The following is a 16,588-nucleotide window of genomic DNA, read 5'->3' as shown; positions in this document are numbered from 1 at the left end:
TAGAACGACATATCATATCAATGAAGGACCAAAAATTTATGTGCGTCTTATAAAAATCGCAGGCAATACTAAAACCAAAGATAATGTAATACGCCGAGAACTGACAATCAAACCTGGAGAGGCGTTTGACGGAAAACAGATAAAAAGGTCAAGAGAAAAACTTTTTAATTTAGGCTATTTTAGCGATGTAAAAGCGTATACAGAAGCGACAGATAAGCCGGAGTTAAGGGATCTCGTTTTTGAAGTAGAAGAGACAAAAACAGGCGCGCTTAGTTTTGGATTAGGCTATTCCAGTATTGAAGACCTTGTCGGATTTGTTCAACTTGAGCAGAATAATTTTGATATGGGAAATCCGCCTTACTTTACAGGGGGTGGACAGAAGATCAGAGTTAAGGCCAAATTCGGCTCACTGTCGGAAGAATATCTGTTGAGTTTCACTGAGCCATATTTCTTAGGCTATCCTTTGTCTGTGGGTTTTGACCTTTATGACAAAATGCGCAGATGGCCTGTTTATGACCAAAGAAATCATGGCGGGAACATAAGAGTGGGCAAAAAACTTACCGATTATGTTAGGTTGCATACGACTTATAAACATGAAGGAGTCGAGATTTCTGATGTCTCTTCAGATGCTAGCGATGCTATAAAGGACGAAGAGGGCAAATTCACCACTTCCAGCCTGACAGTTGATCTTATTAAAGATACCAGAGATAGTGTCTTTATTCCGACTCGAGGTTTTTTGGGTAGCATATCAACTGAATATGCGGGCGGTTTCTTGGGGGGAGACAGAAACTTTACCAAAAATGCAGGAGATGCCACCTGGTTTTTCCCTGTCATTCAAAAAGAAGAGCTCGAGCATGTAATATCTTTTCGTTTAAGAGCCGGTATAGCCAAAGAATTTGCAGATTCGGATAATGTTCCAATAAATGAACGTTTCTTTCTTGGTGGCAGTGACACGATAAGGGGATATCCTGAAAGAAGCATAGGACCTCAAGACGAAGATGATAACCCAATTGGGGGGAAATCTTTTCTGATAGCCAATGCAGAATACACTTTCCCAATCTGGAAACAAACAATACGAGGCGCATTGTTTTACGACATCGGAAATACATGGGAAGAACCTGGCGGGATGAATTTTAATGATCTCGTCCCAGGCGTTGGTGTTGGTTTAAGAATGCAAACTCCTATAGGACCCGTTAACTTAGATTATGGTTATGGCATAGAAAAAAATAAAGGCAGGCTCCATTTTTCAATGGGTTATTCTTTCTAACTCTCTGCTTAATTAAACAAAGGAGGCAACTAAGGATGGGCATTAGAAATAAAATTTTTCCTTTTATAAAATCAAAGTTAGCTTATCGATGTGTGACTGGCAACCAAACTCTATTGCTTAGCGTAATGTTGCGTCAAAGCAGACAGGCGAAATTCTTACTTTCTGCGATAGTGTTGTTGATATTTTTTTCAGTATCGATTGCGGTATTCAGCCAGGAAAAACCTCTTGTCTTAAACGAAGAAAATTCTACGCAAGTAGACGCAGAAAATAAAGTGGGTTTTGCTGATTTTTTGACGATTTATCATTCTTATTCTCAGACGAAGATAGAAGACGAACGACTAAAAAAAGCAGGGAGTGAATTGCAGGAAAAAATCGATGCGGATAGAAATAAAATTATTGAACTTGAAAAACGGATGGATTCGGGGATTCTTTCCGAAAAAGAGAGGGAAAATTTAAGCAAAGAAGTTGAAGTACTAAAAACGCAAATAACCGAAAATATTCAAGGGTTTAACCTAAAAATAGACAGTGATAGAAGGCAGATAATCGATAAATTGATAGAGGATTTAAAGGTGAAACTTTCCAACTACGGGAAAGAACAAGGTTATGCTATGATTTTTGACAAGAACGAACTTATATTTTCAGACACAAGGCTTGATGTTACACAAGAAATAATTGATTATATAAACAAAAATAAAAACGAATAGATAAGGATAAACTTATACTTAAAAAAATGGAAGAATTTCAATGTAGTATCAACAAGGAAGTCTCTGTTAAAGGGATAGGTCTTCACACTGGTAAAATAACAAACCTTACGTTTAAGACAGCGCCCGAAGATTCCGGGATAGTTTTTATCAGAAAAGACCTTTCTGGGTCTCCTCGAATTCCAGCAAAAATTGATTATGCGAATCATAGCGAACGGTCTACTACTTTAGAAAAAGACGGCGTCAAGGTTTACATAATTGAGCACGTAATGGCGGCAATTGCAGGGGTTGGAGTGGATAATCTATTAATAGAGATAGATAATTGTGAACCCCCTGTTTTAGACGGTAGCGCAAAAGTTTGGACAGATATTCTGCTTAAAACAGAGAAAAAGTTTTACAATAAAAAGAAAGAAACTTTCACTCCTTCATGTCCTTATATAGTTTCAAACCCCCAAAATGACTCGTATCTTATTCTGCTACCCTCTAATTCAAGAAAAGTTACGTATACTTTTGAATTTCCTGAAAGTTTTGCGGGATGCGAAAAGGCGAATCTGGTCGGAAATACCTGTTCGGTATTTTTTGAAGACGGGGAAATGTTTGCGAAACAAATTGCTCCCGCAAGAACGTTTTGTCTGCTTGAAGAAGTAAATGCATTGAAGAAAAACGGCTTAATAAAAGGGGGTAGTTTAGAAAACGCCGTTGTAATAGACAAGGATAAAGTTTTAAACGATGATTTACGATTCCCAAATGAAATTGCGCGACATAAAGCATTAGATATAATCGGTGACCTTTATTTAAGCGGAAAACATTTGAAAAACACTCATATAATCGGGGTGAAAAGCGGGCACGATTTAAATATAAAAATGGCAAAGAAAATAATTAAAGCCTGCCTCGCCCAAGATGGCGAGTCAAGGCGGGGAGGAGGAGATATGGAGGAAGTAATGGATTTAAAAGAAATCAAAAAAATACTACCGCATAGATATCCTTTCCTATTTGTGGATAGGATTCTTTCACTTGGTAAAAAGCGCGCAGTAGGCATGAAATCAATTACGGGCGGAGAGGAATTTTTCCAGGGACATTTTCCGGATTTTCCCGTAATGCCGGCGGTTTTAACGTTGGAAACTATGGCTCAAGTGGCTGGCGTGCTTTTGTTAAGCAAATCCGAAAGCAGGGACAAATTGCCGTTTTTTGCGGCAATAGAAAACGCTAAATTTAGGAAGCCTGTTTTGCCGGGAGACCAGTTGATTATAGAAGTCGAGATAATAAAACTTAAACAAAGGACAGGCAAAGTCCGCGCTTCTGCTACGGTAGCGGATAAAGTTGTTGCGGAAGCGGAATTTATATTCTCTTTAGTTGATAAAATCTAAATGACAACATCCCTGTCTTGCCGAAGGCGCCCGGCTTTTCCGCCGAAGGGCTAGCGGCGAATTGAGGTGGGGGGTAGAAAAGGAAATTGATAAATGTTTGATATGCGTATAAAAGGTGAGACTCCTGCCGGCTATAGCACTTCGGGATCAGGCGGGAAAGAGACAAAGACTCAAATTCATCCAACATCTGTAGTTCACAAGGATGCATGTTTGGGAAAAGGCGTGCAAATAGGACCATATACTTCTATCGAAAAAAACGTGAATATCGGCGAAAACACTAAAATCGGTCCGAATGTTTTTATAGAAGGGGGGACTACGGTAGGTAAGAATTGCGATATTTCCAAAGGAGTTGTTTTGGGCACTCCCCCTCAAGATTTCAAATATAAAGGCGAACAAACATATCTTAATATCGGCAATAATAATGTGATTAGAGAATATGTGACTATAAACAGGTCTACAGAAGACGGCAAAGCGACAGTTTTGGGGGATAATAATTATCTGATGGCTTACTCGCATGTGGCGCATAACTGCCATCTTGGAAACGGCATTGTAATGGCAAATGCAGCGGCTCTTGGTGGTCATGTAAACATAGAGGATAACGCTATTTTGGGCGGGCTCGTGGGAGTGCATCAATTTGTAAACATAGGCAAACTCTCGATTATCGGCGGTTGTTCCAAGGTCGTAAAAGACGTTTTGCCTTATGCGAAAGCGGACGGGCACCCGTTAAAAATATATAACCTAAATTCGGTAGGCCTGAGAAGAAACAATTTTCCGGAAGAAGCGATTAATTTACTGAAAGAAGCTTTTAAAATTATATTTAGGGCCGGGCTTAATACATCTCAATCTTTGGCTCAATTAAAAGAACAATTCCCCGAGCAAAAAGAAGTAAAACATGTAATCATATTTATAGAGAAATCAAAAAGAGGGATAACAAAATAACTGGAATACAGAAAACAGAGAACAGAAGACAGAAAAAATAATTTAAAGCCTTTAGTGACCTATATTAACTTCTGATTTCTGTAATCTGTCTTCTGATATCTGATAAACAAATGGAAAGAATAGCTGTATTAGCAGGGGGTGGCGAGTTACCTTTTTTGATTGTCGATAAAATAAAAAAAAGACGTGAAAATGTTTCAATATTAGCGCTAAAAGGTATAACCAAAAAAGAAGTTGCGAAGTTAAGCGGAAAAGTTTATTGGTTACATCTCGGCGAGGTTGAAAAATTTATCACTATCCTAAAAGAATCAGGCGTAAATAAACTCATTTTTTCGGGGAAAATCGACAAAAAATTGTTACTTGATAACCGTCATTTTGACAACAAAGTCAAACAATTTCTCGATAAAATGGAAGATAAAGGCGATTTTTCTCTCTTATGGCATATAGCAAATATTTTAGAAAAAGAAGACATTGAATTAATTAGTCCCTATGAGTATCTGAAATCAAATCTGGTTGGTAAAAGAGTTTTAAGTAAGAGAAAACCCACTTCCAGGGAGAACCTTGATATAAGTTTGGGATGGAATATCGCAAAAAATATTGCTCATCTTGATATAGGTCACACTGTAGTGGTAAAAGAAGGAATGGTATTTGCCGTAGAATCCATGGAGGGAACTGATGCGGCTATATTGCGCGGGGGAAAATTGGCAGGCGAAGGAGCTGTTGCTGTAAAAGTGGCAAGACCAAATCAAGATTCCCGTTTCGACCACCCGCCTGTTATAGGTTTGAACACTTTGGATGTTGCACATAAGGCAGGTATTTCTGTCATAGCTTTTGAAGCGGAGAAAACCATAGTATTAGAAAAACAATCTCTTATAAAAGCATGCAATGATTATGGCATTGCGTTGACAGGACTTTAATAAATTCAAAAATTAAAAATAGAAATACGTAGTAGAAAAACAATGTATTTCAATGTATCTCTATTTATTTCAATTATATTTCTATCCACTTTTTGATTTTTACATTTATCTTTATTATGAAGACGATGCGAGTTGCAGTTATCGGCGTAGGTTATATGGGCCAGAGGCATGCGCGGATTTTTTCCGAAATAGAAAATGCTGACCTTGTAGGCGTATGCGATGAATCAGAAGAACGAAGAAACAAAACAGCTTCAAGTTTCAAGACAACAGCATATTCCGATTATAGGCAACTTATAGGAAAAGTGGATGGCGTAAGCATTGCTACGCCGACAAAATTTCATTATTCCATAGCTAAAGATTTTTTAAAAAACGGCGTTCATGTTCTTGTAGAAAAAATAATTACTTCTGAAGAAAAAGAGGCCTTAGAACTTATTGAATTATCTATAAAAAACAAACTGGTTCTTCAGATTGGGCATGTGGAAAGATATAATGCGGCTGTTATAAAATTAGGCGAAATCGTTTCTAGTCCTCTCTTTATAGAATGCCATCGCGTAGGTCCGTATCCGGGCAGGGGCACGGAAACAAACATTGTTAAGGAAGTTATGATACACGACTTGGATATAATTTTACGCCTCATTAATTCTCCAGTGGAATCAATAGATGCTTTTGGAGCAAAAGTTCTATCACAAACCGATGATATCGTTAATGCCAGAATACATTTTGACGGCGGTTGTACTGCAAATATTACGGCATCGAGGGTAAGCGAAAAGCATTTGAGGAAAATAAGAGTTTTTATGCAAAATTCTTACGTTTCGCTTGACTATTTCAATCAAACAATAGATATTTCTGAAAAAGCGGAAGGCAATACCATTAAGAAAATTTCTATTCCGATAGAAAAGAAAGAACCCTTAAAAGAAGAATTAAAAGATTTTCTTGACTGTGTACAATATAATAGACAACCTAAAGTAAGCGGAGAAGACGGATTAAAAGCGTTACAATTAGCTAATTTGATATGCGAGAATTTAAAAAGCGGATGCGATTAAGGCTTTAATCCGCAATCTGAAATCCGCAATCCGAAATTATCCCCCCTACCACGCCACTGCAACAATGGCGGGTGACAGGGGGGACTTAAGCTGGAGAGGTGGCTGAGTGGCTGAAGGCGCACGCTTGGAAAGCGTGTGACTCGCAAGGGTTCCAGGGTTCGAATCCCTGCCTCTCCGCCATGAACCACTCGCAAAACTTTCTATCGAAAATTTCACTCGGGTTCATGGCACAGCCCTTACGTTTTTAAAAAGCAAGGGGGTTTTTGCGAGTGTGTGAATGCCCTGTACCCGAACTTTGCGAAAGCAAAGTGAGTGGTTCTGGGCAAAGTTAGAAATTTAAACGTGGCTGTGTTTTTTGGACAATGTTTGAACTTTATTCAGAAAACACCGCCACAGAAGACCGCGAAGGTATCACGGCTGGTGTATCTTTTGTCTGCATTATTTATTTTAAGATTTTTATATCTGAAAGCGTTATAATACGCAGGAAAGAAAGATAAATTTTCATTTTACCTGCTCTAATAATCAGCTAATACTTTTATGAGTCCAAACAGTCAACAAAAAAATACAGGGTTTTCAGGATTGGGCATTATGCCCGGTTTTTTGAAAACGCTGGAAAAATTAAATTATAAAGAGCCGACTCCTATCCAAAGGCAAGCCATGCCGGTTGCAATAGAGGGTAAGGATGTGGTTGCTATTGCCCAAACAGGCACCGGCAAGACTATTGCTTTTGGTATCCCGATGATCCAGCGATTGAGTCAAACGAAAGGGCGCGGTTTGGTAGTAGTTCCCACGCGTGAGCTTGCAATACAAGTTGACGAAGCCTTACACCAAGTTGGCGCAGATATGGGATTAAGAACGGCAGTTATTATCGGCGGCACGGCAATACGTCCTCAAATACAAGCGCTTCACAGAAATCCGCACGTTATTATAGCAACTCCAGGTCGTTTTAATGACCATTTACAGCAGAGAACCTTGCGACTTGAAAATGTTCTTATTGTTGTGCTTGATGAAGCAGACCGTATGTTGGACATGGGCTTCGAGCCCCAGATTAGAACAATTTTCAACGCGCTACCGCGTGAAAGACAAACTATGCTTTTCTCGGCGACAATACCGCATGCGATTATGAATATGGCTACGAAATATATGAAAGTTCCGATTAGAATAGAAGTTGCTCCTACAGGGACAACAGTTGAACAGGTAACTCAGGAAATTTTTATTATTTCAAAAAATTTAAAATCCCGTCTGGTAGAAAATCTTTTAAAACAATATCCCGGGCAGACGCTTATTTTTACAAGGACAAAACACGGAGCCAGCAAACTTACAAAGGTGCTTTGTAGCATTGGCCATAAAGCCGCCGAAATTCATTCTAATCGCTCCCTTTTTCAACGTCGTGCGGCGCTTCAAGGATTCAAGTCTGGAAAATATCGAATATTAGTCGCTACTGACGTTGCCTCAAGAGGCATTGACGTAATCGGCATTAAACTGGTAATAAACTATGACCTTCCGGATAACTCTGAAGATTATGTGCATCGTATTGGGCGAACAGCCCGTGCCGGCGCTGATGGACACGCTATTTCCTTTGTTACTTCAGACCAGCGGCGCGATGTACAGCGTATTGAAAGGCTGATAAGAAAAAGCCTTCCGATTTCACCGCTTCCGGCAGACCTTCCGCCGTCCAGCGCTCATAAATTCTCTTCCGATAAACAACGGGGTTCATCATCGCGTTCTCGCAACCGTTCTTATTCAGGTGGTTCCCGCTCAGGTCGTTCTTCTTCTCGCAGTTCATACTCAGGTAATTCACGTTCAAATAGTTCTCGTTCAGGGAGTTCGCACTCAAGTAGTTCTCATGCAGGCGGTTCCCGTCCCGGTCGATTCTCCCATAAACGCAAGCGCTCATCATCGCCTACCTCAGGTCGGTCAGGAAATAATAGACCAAGACGATGATTGGGTTATCTGTTACTCTTGTATAAAATCACTTCGGATATTTTAAATAGGCAAAAATGTCTCATCTTTTAGAAATTACGCAATCATAAAATATGGGTTATAGCGCGTTTTTTAAATCTAATTGCAAAACTTGAGGATTGGGTGCCTATTCGGTCGCGCGTGTTATTGCCGAACATAAAGAGTCCTATATAGTAAAAAATACTACCAATGAATACTTGGCTAAAATAATCGGCAGACAAATGTTTACCGCATTATCAAAAGCAGATTATCTTGCCGTCGGAGATTGGGTGTCCATTATCGAACTTGAAAAAAGAAGAAAAGACCGAAAATTCGGACAATTTGTTAAAAAAGCGTTAAAACAACATAAGAAATATAAAATTTAATAGACTTGCCCCGTTAGAGATTTAAAAAACTGCTAAATATTCATTAAATATATAAGCAATTATCACGCCTCTTAATACTTACACTCAACCTATTAAACCTCTAACGGGGCTTGATACTCGTTTGTAGGCATGTTATCCTTTGTGGTTTAACACATTTTTAAAGGTACGATTATGCTATCAATAGAAAACTTACACGTTGAAATTTTCGGCAATAAAATTCTCACCGGAGTGAATTTTAGTATAGAAAAAGGACAAACCTCTGTGATGTTCGGAGAAAACGGTTCCGGAAAAACATCACTTATTATGGCTATAATGGGTTTTCCGCAGTATAAAATAACCAAAGGTAAAATAATCTTCAAAGGCAAAGTCATAAATAAACTATCCATAGACCAGCGCGCGCGACTTGGAATTAGTATTTTACTTCAAAGACCGCCCACTGTAAGGGGTGTAAAGATGAGGCAGATGCTTGAACTTATCAGTCGTATTGCCAAAAAGAAAATAGATGTGGGAAAAATGGCTGATAAATTAAACATGAAGGATTTTTTGGATAGAGACCTGAATTTAGGGTTCTCAGGCGGTGAGATGAAGCGTTCGGAGCTTTTACAGCTTACAGCTCAATCGCCTGACCTTTTGCTCTTAGATGAGCCGGAATCAGGCGTAGATTTGGGAAATATCGTCTTGATAGGCGAAGTTATAAGTAAATTATTGGGAAAAGATAAATCTGCTCTGATTATTACTCACACGGGACATATCCTTAATTATGTAAATGCTAATAGAGGATGTGTTTTATCTAACAAGAAAATTCAATGCGTAGGTGACCCACATGATATTTTAAGCAGGATTCGCAAGTATGGTTATCAAAAATGCGTAAGATGTCACAGGAAAAAACCCGAAGTTATTGGGAAAGATTGAGAAAATGTCTGATAAAAAAATAAAAATTTACCCCAAACCAGAACAAGTTCGATTTAGGGTTGATAAATTTGACAGAGAAACAAAAGAACATTCTTATCAAAAAGACCTTTCTAAGGTTTCTGTTGCAGACAGAAAGAATCTTATTGAAACAGGGGTAGATGTTTCCGAAAAAGGTCGTTCAGGGACATTTATACAGGCAGACCATAGCGTTATTCATGCCAAGAGCTTACAAAAGGGTTTAGAGGTAATGAATATAAGCGATGCTTTAAAGAAATACGATTGGCTAAAGAAATATTGGTGGAATGCTGTTTCTAAAGATGGAGATGAATATACAGCTCTATCGGAAAAAGATTCGCGTAACGGCTATTTTATAAGAGCGTTAAGGGGTGTTAAAGTGTTGCATCCCATTCAATCCTGTCTTTTTTTGAAGAAAGAAAATCTACTACAGAATGTCCATAATCTTATTATTGCCGAAGAGGGTTCAGAGTTGAACATAATAACCGGATGCACGACGGCTTCTTATGTAAAAAAAGGCGCGCATGTAGGTATATCAGAATTCTATATAAAGAAAAATGCGACAGTAAAATTTACAATGATTCATAATTGGGCTGAAGAGGTTGTCGTTCGCTCTCGTTCAAAAGCAGTTGTGGAGGAAGGTGGTGCGTTTTTATCTAATTATATTTGCCTTAAACCAGTTAAATCTCTTCAGATGTATCCTACGGCAACTTTAATAGGCGAAGGCGCAACGGCGCGGTTTAATTCAATCCTGTATGCTCACCTCCACTCTCATATAGATGTCGGTTCTCGTGTGATTTTAAGTAAGCCCAATACAAAAGCGGAGATAATATCGCGCGCGGTAACGAACGGGGGAACGATTATCGCAAGAGGACATTTGAAGGGCGAAGCCCCTTTTGTAAAAGCGCATTTGGAATGCAGGGGACTTATTCTTTCTTCCGGAGGAGCTATACATGCCATTCCCGAACTTGAGGGGAAAAATAAAGATTTAGATATGTCTCATGAAGCGGCTGTAGGTAAAATTGCAAAAGAAGAAATTGAATATCTTATGGCAAGGGGCTTAAGCTCGCAAGAAGCACAAGCTGTTATAGTAAGAGGTTTTATGGATACTGCTATTTTAGGTCTTCCGCCCGAACTTCAGAAAGGCATTGATGATTTGGTCAAGTCTTGCCAAGAAGAAACGATGTAGATTACCACCAGAAATTCTAAGATATTTTAAAAGCAAGATTGCCACCCCTGAACCACGTTGGGTTCAGGGGCGCAATGACATATCTAGGTTGTCATTGCGAGGAGATGAAGGCGACGAAGCAATCTGCCTCTTAAGGTTGACATATTAGATACAGTGAAGATACAATAATGCCTACCATAAACAAAAATGAAAGTTCCGATTAATTGGCTTAAAGAGTTTATAGAAATTCCTTTTTCTTCCCAAGAACTTGCCGAAAAATTATTACAGTTGGGGATTGAAGTAGAAAGAATTGAAGAATCTTCAACCCTTAAAGGGATAAAAATCGGCAAAGTCCTTTCTGTAAAAAAACATCCATCTGCCGATAAACTGACTATTTGTATGGTTGATGTCGGCGAAGATTCTATCAAACAGATTATTTGTGGCGCTTCCAACATAAAAGAGGCAATAAAGGTCCCTGTAATTTTGCCCGGGAACACTCTTCCAAATGGATTAAAAATAGAAAAGAGAGCACTGAGAGGAGTAGAGTCTGAGGGAATGATTTGTTCTAAAACAGAATTAGAGCTTGAAGATAATTCTCAAGGAATATGGATTTTGCCTGATAAATGCAAAGCAGGCAATGAGTTGACAGATGAAATCCAAACGGATGATGCTGTGATTGATATCAAGATAACGCCTAACAGAGGAGATTGCTTATCTATAATGGGCATTGCCAGGGAACTTGCCGCATTAACCTCTCAAAAATTAAAACTGCCTAAGATTGTAATTAAAGAAACAAAAGAAAAGATCAAAGACAAGATAGAGATTAAAGTTGAAGACTCCGGACTATGTCCCAGATATACTGCCAGAATGGCTGAGGGAGTCCACATCAAAGAATCTCCGCATTGGATAAGGCGTCGGCTTATTCTTTCCGGAGTTCGTCCCATAAATAATATAGTTGATATAACCAACTATGTAATGCTTGAAACAGGACAACCTTTACATGCTTTTGATTACGAGAAAATAACAGACAAAAAGATAATAGTAAGAAAAGCCCAAAAGAATGAAAAGATTTTATGTTTAGACGGGATACAAAGAGCTCTCTCTTTTAATGTTCCGAACCTCTGCTCGCTTCGTAGCAGGCGGGAGAGCAGGCTCGACTTAGGACAGGCTCTCGTTATAGCCGATAGCAAAAAACCTATTGCTCTTGCCGGCATAATGGGCGGGGAAGAAGCGGGAGTCAATAAAAACACAAAAAATATTCTACTTGAAAGCGCAAATTTTTCGTCGACGCTTATAAGAAAAACATCGAAATCTTTAAATATTGCAAGTGAAAGTTCTTATCGTTTTGAAAGAGGGGTGGATTGGGAAGGCACTGAGTTTGCGGTAAACCGTGTCTGTTCTCTTATACAGGAATTGTCAGGCGCAGAAATTGTTTCAGGAATTGTCGATATAAAGAAAACAATAGCGAAAAAAACGATTTCGTTTAATCCCTCTGAAATTAAACGAGTGCTTGGAATAGAGATTCCTTCCTATAATAAAATCCTTCAAGAATTAGGATTTGAGACAAATCCTGTTAGAAATAAGACGCCAAAGGCGTCTGCCTTACATTTGGAAAGGATTTCTAACGGGACAAAAAAAGACGGTAGTTGTTTGAAAGTGCAAGTCCCGAGTTGGAGAAACGACATTGAAGAAGAAATCGATTTAATAGAGGAAATAGCGCGAATAAACAATTATGACCTTATCCCATTATCTCTACCTTTGGGTAGAATGCCTTCTCTTAAAGAAGACAACAAAGAAAAAATTATTAAGAAATGCCGCAGCATATTAAACAGATTTTCCCTAAACGAAGTCGTAAATTATTCTTTTATAAGCGCTGATTTGCTTAAAAAATCCGCAATGGGCATGATGGACGAGACTATCAAAATAGATAATCCCATTTCGGAAGAATTTGAAATTTTAAGATATTCTTTAATTCCTTCGCTTCTTCAGGTAGCACAAGAAAATATCTCAAGAGGCGAGAAAGACATAAAAGTTTTTGAGCTTTGCAACATACATAAATATGGAAAAAATAAGTTACCCGAAGAAAATATCCGTTTGGGAATTTTATTGACTGGTGATTGGCAACAGCCGAATTGGATTAATAGCGGCGTAAAATCGTCTTTTTATATGTTAAAGGGTGTGATTGAAACGTTTTTTAAAGAGCTTGGAATAAAACTTGACTACAATAAAGATAAACATTCTGTTTTTGGCGAAACATATACGTTTTCACTTTTGAAAGATAATGTTAAAGTTGGAGTAATAGGGGAAGCGAATTCTATGTTAATGGACAATTTTTTGTTAAAAGAAAAAACCTATATTGCTGAGATTGATATGGAATTACTATTACCGTTTGTTCGGCTAAAGAAAAAAATAGAGGCCGTGCCTAAATATCCACCCGTTGTAAGAGATGTTTCTTTTATAGTTCCGGATGATATCTCTTCAGACCGGATTGAAAATATAATGTCGCAGGAGGCAAAAGAGCTACTGGAGAATATAAAACTGTTTGATTATTATAAAGGCAAACAAGTTCCGGGCGGTTTTAAAAGCATGTCCTATTCTTTGTGTTTCCGTTCAAATAAAAAAACATTAACTGATGAAGAAATTAACCAGTTGCAAGATAAAATCATCAAAAAATTAGAAGAATTGGGCTTGAAATTAAGAAGTTAGAACTAGACATAAGACCTTAGGCTAATTACTAAGGAATGCAGAAAGTGCTTTACATTGTGTGTCATTCCCGAATAGCTTGCCCCCGAATGCAGTAATCGGGGGTCCTTATCGGGTCTAATTTATGACGAAAGACTGGATTCCTGCTTACTACATGCAGGAATGACAGCTCACATATGAAATATTAAGTATAAAGTGCTCTCATTAGTAATCTTAATGTCTATAGTCTATTGTTTCACTATTGATCATGTCTGAACAAAAATGGGTGGAGCTTTCACAAAAAACAGAACATCTTGTCTCTGAGTATAAAAAAACAAAAAAGGAGAGGGACGATTTCAAAAAAGAAATCGAAGAACTCCAAAAACAGACCACTAAATTAGTGCGGACAAACAAAGAAGAAATGTTGCTTAAAGAAAGAATAAAAGTTTTAGAGAAAGACAGACAAATCGTTAGAGAAAAAGTAAAGACACTTATAAAAATCTTAAAAGAAAAACATCTATTCAATAATTTAACATCAACAACCGAATAATATGAAGCTTTCAATAATAATGCCGGTCTACAATGAAAAGAATACTATTTGCAAAGCCGTAGATGAGGTCTTTAGTGTAGATTAAAACAACATTGAAAAGGCGGTTGTTAAAACTCTGGGTTACTCCAAATCTAAATCGGGCAAAATATTTTTCATTCTTTATTTTGAACTTGCTTTATACTGGAAGAATTTATTTCTGCCTGCTTTTTTGGCCTGATACATTGCAATATCGGCGTTTTTAATGAGTGCTTCTGCATCCTTGCCGTGAGTTGGATAAACGCTTATTCCAATGCTGGTAGTAATTTTTAACTCTTTGCCACTTATAAAAAAAGGTTTTTTAATCTCTCCCAGGATTTTTTTTGCTATCTTTGCAACATCCTGAATGCGAGGAGTTTCGGGTAACAACAGGAGAAATTCGTCTCCGCCCATTCGGGCTACGGTATCGCTTGAGCGTACAATTTCTGACAACCGTTTCCCGACTTCTTTCAACAATTGGTCTCCTAAACTGTGTCCCAATGTATCATTAATCTTCTTGAATCTGTCAAGGTCCATAAGCATTATGGAAACCTTTTGTTTATTTCTTTGCGCACGGTTTAATTCTAAAGCGAGACGATTGTTAAAAAGCGTTCTGTTGGGCAAATCTGTTAGGATATCGTGATAAGCCAAATGTCTGATAGTCTCTTCTGTTTTCCTGCGTTTGGTAATATCTCTTATGACTGTAAGAACTCTAATTGTTTTGTTGTTTTCCTTGATCGGTATCTTGCGAACTTCTGTAATCCATTCCTTTCCTATAAAGTTGATATGTTCTTCCGTTGCGAGTATTTCTCCGGATTCAAATACTTGATTGTATTCGTTGCGGACTTTGTCGGAAAGAAACGGAATAACGTCAAATAATATTTCCCCCGAGAGTTCTGCTTTGAATCCCATGTCCTCCAACCATTTTTGCAGAGCATTATTACATAAAATAATTCTCAGGTCGGCATCAACGACATGAATTGCTTCTCTCATGGAATTAATTGTCGTTTTATATTGCAGTTCCGATTCTCGCAGGGCCTCTTCCATCTTTTTGCTTTCGGTTACATCAATCATTGTTGTCCTAATGCCGGTAATTTTATCGCTATTGTCATATTCCAACATATCGTCAATTGACACATAAAGTTTTGAGCCGTCGTTTTTAACATACATTCTGCGTTCTGCCTTGGAAAGATGCTTCCCGGTTAATTTTTCCTGAAACCTTCTTTGGGCTTCTTCGCGTTGTTCCGGCAATATGAAATTAAAAATGGGTTTTCCAATCATATCTTTTAACTTATATCCGAGCATTTTGGCCTCGGTTTTATTTGCATTCGTAATAATGCCTTGTGTATCCAATGTGTGATAAGCAACCGGCGCATCATCCCACAGGTTTCTGTAGCGTTTTTCACTTTTCTGCAGTTCATCGCTCATTCTATTGCAGGTAATGACATCTTGCTGAAATTTTTTATTAACCATTTCCAATTCATAGGTACGCTTTTCAACTAATTCCTTCAGATGTTCTTGGTATAGTTTTAATTTTTCATCTATTTTTCTACGCTCGGTTATATCTACATTAACCTCCGCAACAAGCCATTCGCCGTTTTGGTCTTGGAAAGGTATAGTTGTAACTTGGACGGGACGATTGTTTTCCTTGACGAGAACCTCTTCTGTTACAACAGGTTTTTTTGTTTCGAGTGCTTTTTGTATGCCGCAGTTGGGGCAAACATCTTTTCGTTCCATAAAGTATTCATAGCATTTTTTGCCTTTTGGGTCACCGTAAGCCTTCTGCCACCCCGAGTCTATATATCTAATATTGAAATTAGAATCTATGATGTCCAATCCTGTTTTTGTATACCTGAGCACAAGCTCAATTTGCTGTTTCGTTGCATTTAATTCTTCCTCCGCTTGTTTGCGCAAACGCTCGATTTCTTTTATAAGTTGTTCCTTTGTCTTATCTTCCATATCCATTTTTTCTTATCTTAAGATATCAAGGAATTTCTAATATAACCGGTGGGATTAGTATAAAAGATCATATATCTTTCTCCTTTGAAAGAATACGAGCATACCAGCGGAATGAGAGCTTGTCAAATGGTGATTTTGCCGAATAAAAAAGTATGCTAAAATAGCAACGATTAAAATGGATTTTCTAGAAATTAAAGAACGGGTAATAAAAGAGATTAGTTCTACGTTAGATAAAGTAGAAGAAGCAAACGAATTGGTAGAGGAAATTGTTTCTGCAAGTAAGGTTTTTGTAGTTGGCTCAGGCAGAACTAAATTAATGATAGAAGCTTTTGCCAAGAGGTTAGGTCATCTTGGTGTGGATGCGCATGTTGTGGGAGCGATTGTTCAACCTACAGCATCCAAAGACAATCTTCTCATTATTGCCTCTGGTTCGGGAAAGAGTCTTTTTCCTTTAAGTATCGCTAAAAAAGCAAAAGAAATAAATATGAGGATTGCCTTGATTACTGATAGAAAAGAGTCTGAAATCTCAAAGATTTCGGATTTGACGGTTTATATACCTGCATCTATTAAACAGGATTCTCCTACAGAAAAGAAGTCTTTTCAGCCGCTTAACAACCTATTTGAACAGAGCCTTTTGATATTCTGCGATATAATAGCAATTCTTATTCAGAAGAAAAAAGGATTGGAGAATCAAGAGCTTTTAAAACGTCATGCAAATTTGGAATAAAC

14 protein-coding genes and 1 tRNA gene are annotated in these 16,588 nt (G+C 38.0%); 14 read left to right on the top strand and 1 reads right to left on the bottom strand.

The annotated features are described in order from the left end of the window. From bamA to KAS42_04100, 13 genes are all read left to right on the top strand, one after another. The coding region (bamA, locus tag KAS42_04160; protein MCK4905417.1) for an outer membrane protein assembly factor BamA at positions 1-1,267 on the top strand (1,267 nt) is incomplete at its 5' end. Positions 1,268-1,302: 35 nt separating this feature from the next. Further along, positions 1,303-1,971 (top strand): OmpH family outer membrane protein, encoded by a 669-nt coding sequence (locus KAS42_04155; protein MCK4905416.1) that lies wholly within the window; start codon positions 1,303-1,305, stop codon positions 1,969-1,971. Positions 1,972-1,997: 26 nt separating this feature from the next. Beyond that, positions 1,998-3,335, top strand: a complete 1,338-nt coding sequence (lpxC, locus tag KAS42_04150; protein MCK4905415.1) for a UDP-3-O-[3-hydroxymyristoyl] N-acetylglucosamine deacetylase — start codon at positions 1,998-2,000, stop codon at positions 3,333-3,335. A 102-nt stretch (positions 3,336-3,437) separates the two neighbouring features. Next, on the top strand, positions 3,438-4,274 hold the full coding sequence (gene lpxA, locus KAS42_04145) for an acyl-ACP--UDP-N-acetylglucosamine O-acyltransferase (GenBank protein MCK4905414.1): 837 nt from the start codon (positions 3,438-3,440) through the stop codon (positions 4,272-4,274). A gap of 110 nt (positions 4,275-4,384) precedes the next feature. Next, positions 4,385-5,188, top strand: coding sequence for a UDP-2,3-diacylglucosamine diphosphatase LpxI (gene lpxI / locus KAS42_04140; GenBank protein MCK4905413.1), 804 nt, complete (start codon positions 4,385-4,387; stop codon positions 5,186-5,188). A gap of 116 nt (positions 5,189-5,304) precedes the next feature. Continuing rightward, entirely contained in the window at positions 5,305-6,231 is a 927-nt protein-coding gene (locus KAS42_04135) for a Gfo/Idh/MocA family oxidoreductase (GenBank protein ID MCK4905412.1), read from the top strand. 92 nt (positions 6,232-6,323) lie between these two features. Then, positions 6,324-6,411, top strand: a tRNA-Ser gene (locus KAS42_04130). Positions 6,412-6,768: 357 nt separating this feature from the next. Next, positions 6,769-8,175 carry a DEAD/DEAH box helicase gene (locus KAS42_04125; GenBank protein MCK4905411.1) on the top strand — a complete coding sequence of 469 codons (1,407 nt, stop codon included), beginning with the start codon at positions 6,769-6,771 and terminating at the stop codon, positions 8,173-8,175. Between the two features lie 137 nt (positions 8,176-8,312). Continuing rightward, a complete protein-coding gene (locus tag KAS42_04120; GenBank protein MCK4905410.1) occupies positions 8,313-8,558 on the top strand; it encodes a hypothetical protein in 246 nt (81 codons plus the stop codon). A 171-nt stretch (positions 8,559-8,729) separates the two neighbouring features. Beyond that, on the top strand, positions 8,730-9,470 hold the full coding sequence (locus KAS42_04115) for an ATP-binding cassette domain-containing protein (GenBank protein MCK4905409.1): 741 nt from the start codon (positions 8,730-8,732) through the stop codon (positions 9,468-9,470). Between the two features lie 4 nt (positions 9,471-9,474). Next, a complete protein-coding gene (locus tag KAS42_04110) occupies positions 9,475-10,674 on the top strand; it encodes a SufD family Fe-S cluster assembly protein (GenBank protein ID MCK4905408.1) in 1,200 nt (399 codons plus the stop codon). A gap of 186 nt (positions 10,675-10,860) precedes the next feature. Beyond that, positions 10,861-13,359, top strand: coding sequence for a phenylalanine--tRNA ligase subunit beta (locus KAS42_04105; GenBank protein MCK4905407.1), 2,499 nt, complete (start codon positions 10,861-10,863; stop codon positions 13,357-13,359). Positions 13,360-13,603: 244 nt separating this feature from the next. Then, a complete protein-coding gene (locus tag KAS42_04100) occupies positions 13,604-13,885 on the top strand; it encodes a hypothetical protein (protein MCK4905406.1) in 282 nt (93 codons plus the stop codon). A gap of 159 nt (positions 13,886-14,044) precedes the next feature. On the opposite strand, the gene KAS42_04095 is transcribed toward KAS42_04100, so the two are convergent. Next, on the bottom strand, positions 14,045-15,859 hold the full coding sequence (locus KAS42_04095; protein ID MCK4905405.1) for a diguanylate cyclase: 1,815 nt from the start codon (positions 15,857-15,859) through the stop codon (positions 14,045-14,047). A 175-nt stretch (positions 15,860-16,034) separates the two neighbouring features. Here KAS42_04095 and KAS42_04090 point away from each other — a divergent pair, with 175 nt between their 5' ends. After that, the gene (locus tag KAS42_04090) at positions 16,035-16,586 is read left to right on the top strand and encodes an SIS domain-containing protein (GenBank protein MCK4905404.1); all 552 of its coding nucleotides are present in this window, start codon (positions 16,035-16,037) and stop codon (positions 16,584-16,586) included. Positions 16,587-16,588 lie beyond the last annotated feature (2 nt).

Source organism: bacterium (assembly GCA_023135785.1).
Lineage (GTDB): Bacteria > CAIJMQ01 > CAIJMQ01 > CAIJMQ01 > CAIJMQ01 > CAZNJA01.
The sequence above is the reverse complement of the archived record's forward strand: the minus strand, read 5'-3'. Positions and strand labels throughout refer to the sequence as shown.

What these genes read in the sequence shown, in the direction of transcription:
- KAS42_04110 (MCK4905408.1), top strand. Translation starts at nt 9,475, where the DNA reads ATGTCTGATAAAAAAATAAAAATTTACCCCAAACCAGAACAAGTTCGA.
- KAS42_04090 (MCK4905404.1), top strand. Translation starts at nt 16,035, where the DNA reads ATGGATTTTCTAGAAATTAAAGAACGGGTAATAAAAGAGATTAGTTCT.
- KAS42_04100 (MCK4905406.1), top strand. Translation starts at nt 13,604, where the DNA reads ATGTCTGAACAAAAATGGGTGGAGCTTTCACAAAAAACAGAACATCTT.
- KAS42_04105 (MCK4905407.1), top strand. Translation starts at nt 10,861, where the DNA reads ATGAAAGTTCCGATTAATTGGCTTAAAGAGTTTATAGAAATTCCTTTT.
- KAS42_04135 (MCK4905412.1), top strand. Translation starts at nt 5,305, where the DNA reads ATGAAGACGATGCGAGTTGCAGTTATCGGCGTAGGTTATATGGGCCAG.
- lpxA (MCK4905414.1), top strand. Translation starts at nt 3,438, where the DNA reads ATGCGTATAAAAGGTGAGACTCCTGCCGGCTATAGCACTTCGGGATCA.
- lpxI (MCK4905413.1), top strand. Translation starts at nt 4,385, where the DNA reads ATGGAAAGAATAGCTGTATTAGCAGGGGGTGGCGAGTTACCTTTTTTG.
- lpxC (MCK4905415.1), top strand. Translation starts at nt 1,998, where the DNA reads ATGGAAGAATTTCAATGTAGTATCAACAAGGAAGTCTCTGTTAAAGGG.
- KAS42_04155 (MCK4905416.1), top strand. Translation starts at nt 1,303, where the DNA reads ATGGGCATTAGAAATAAAATTTTTCCTTTTATAAAATCAAAGTTAGCT.
- KAS42_04115 (MCK4905409.1), top strand. Translation starts at nt 8,730, where the DNA reads ATGCTATCAATAGAAAACTTACACGTTGAAATTTTCGGCAATAAAATT.
- KAS42_04125 (MCK4905411.1), top strand. Translation starts at nt 6,769, where the DNA reads ATGAGTCCAAACAGTCAACAAAAAAATACAGGGTTTTCAGGATTGGGC.
- KAS42_04095 (MCK4905405.1), bottom strand. Translation starts at nt 15,859, where the DNA reads ATGGAAGATAAGACAAAGGAACAACTTATAAAAGAAATCGAGCGTTTG.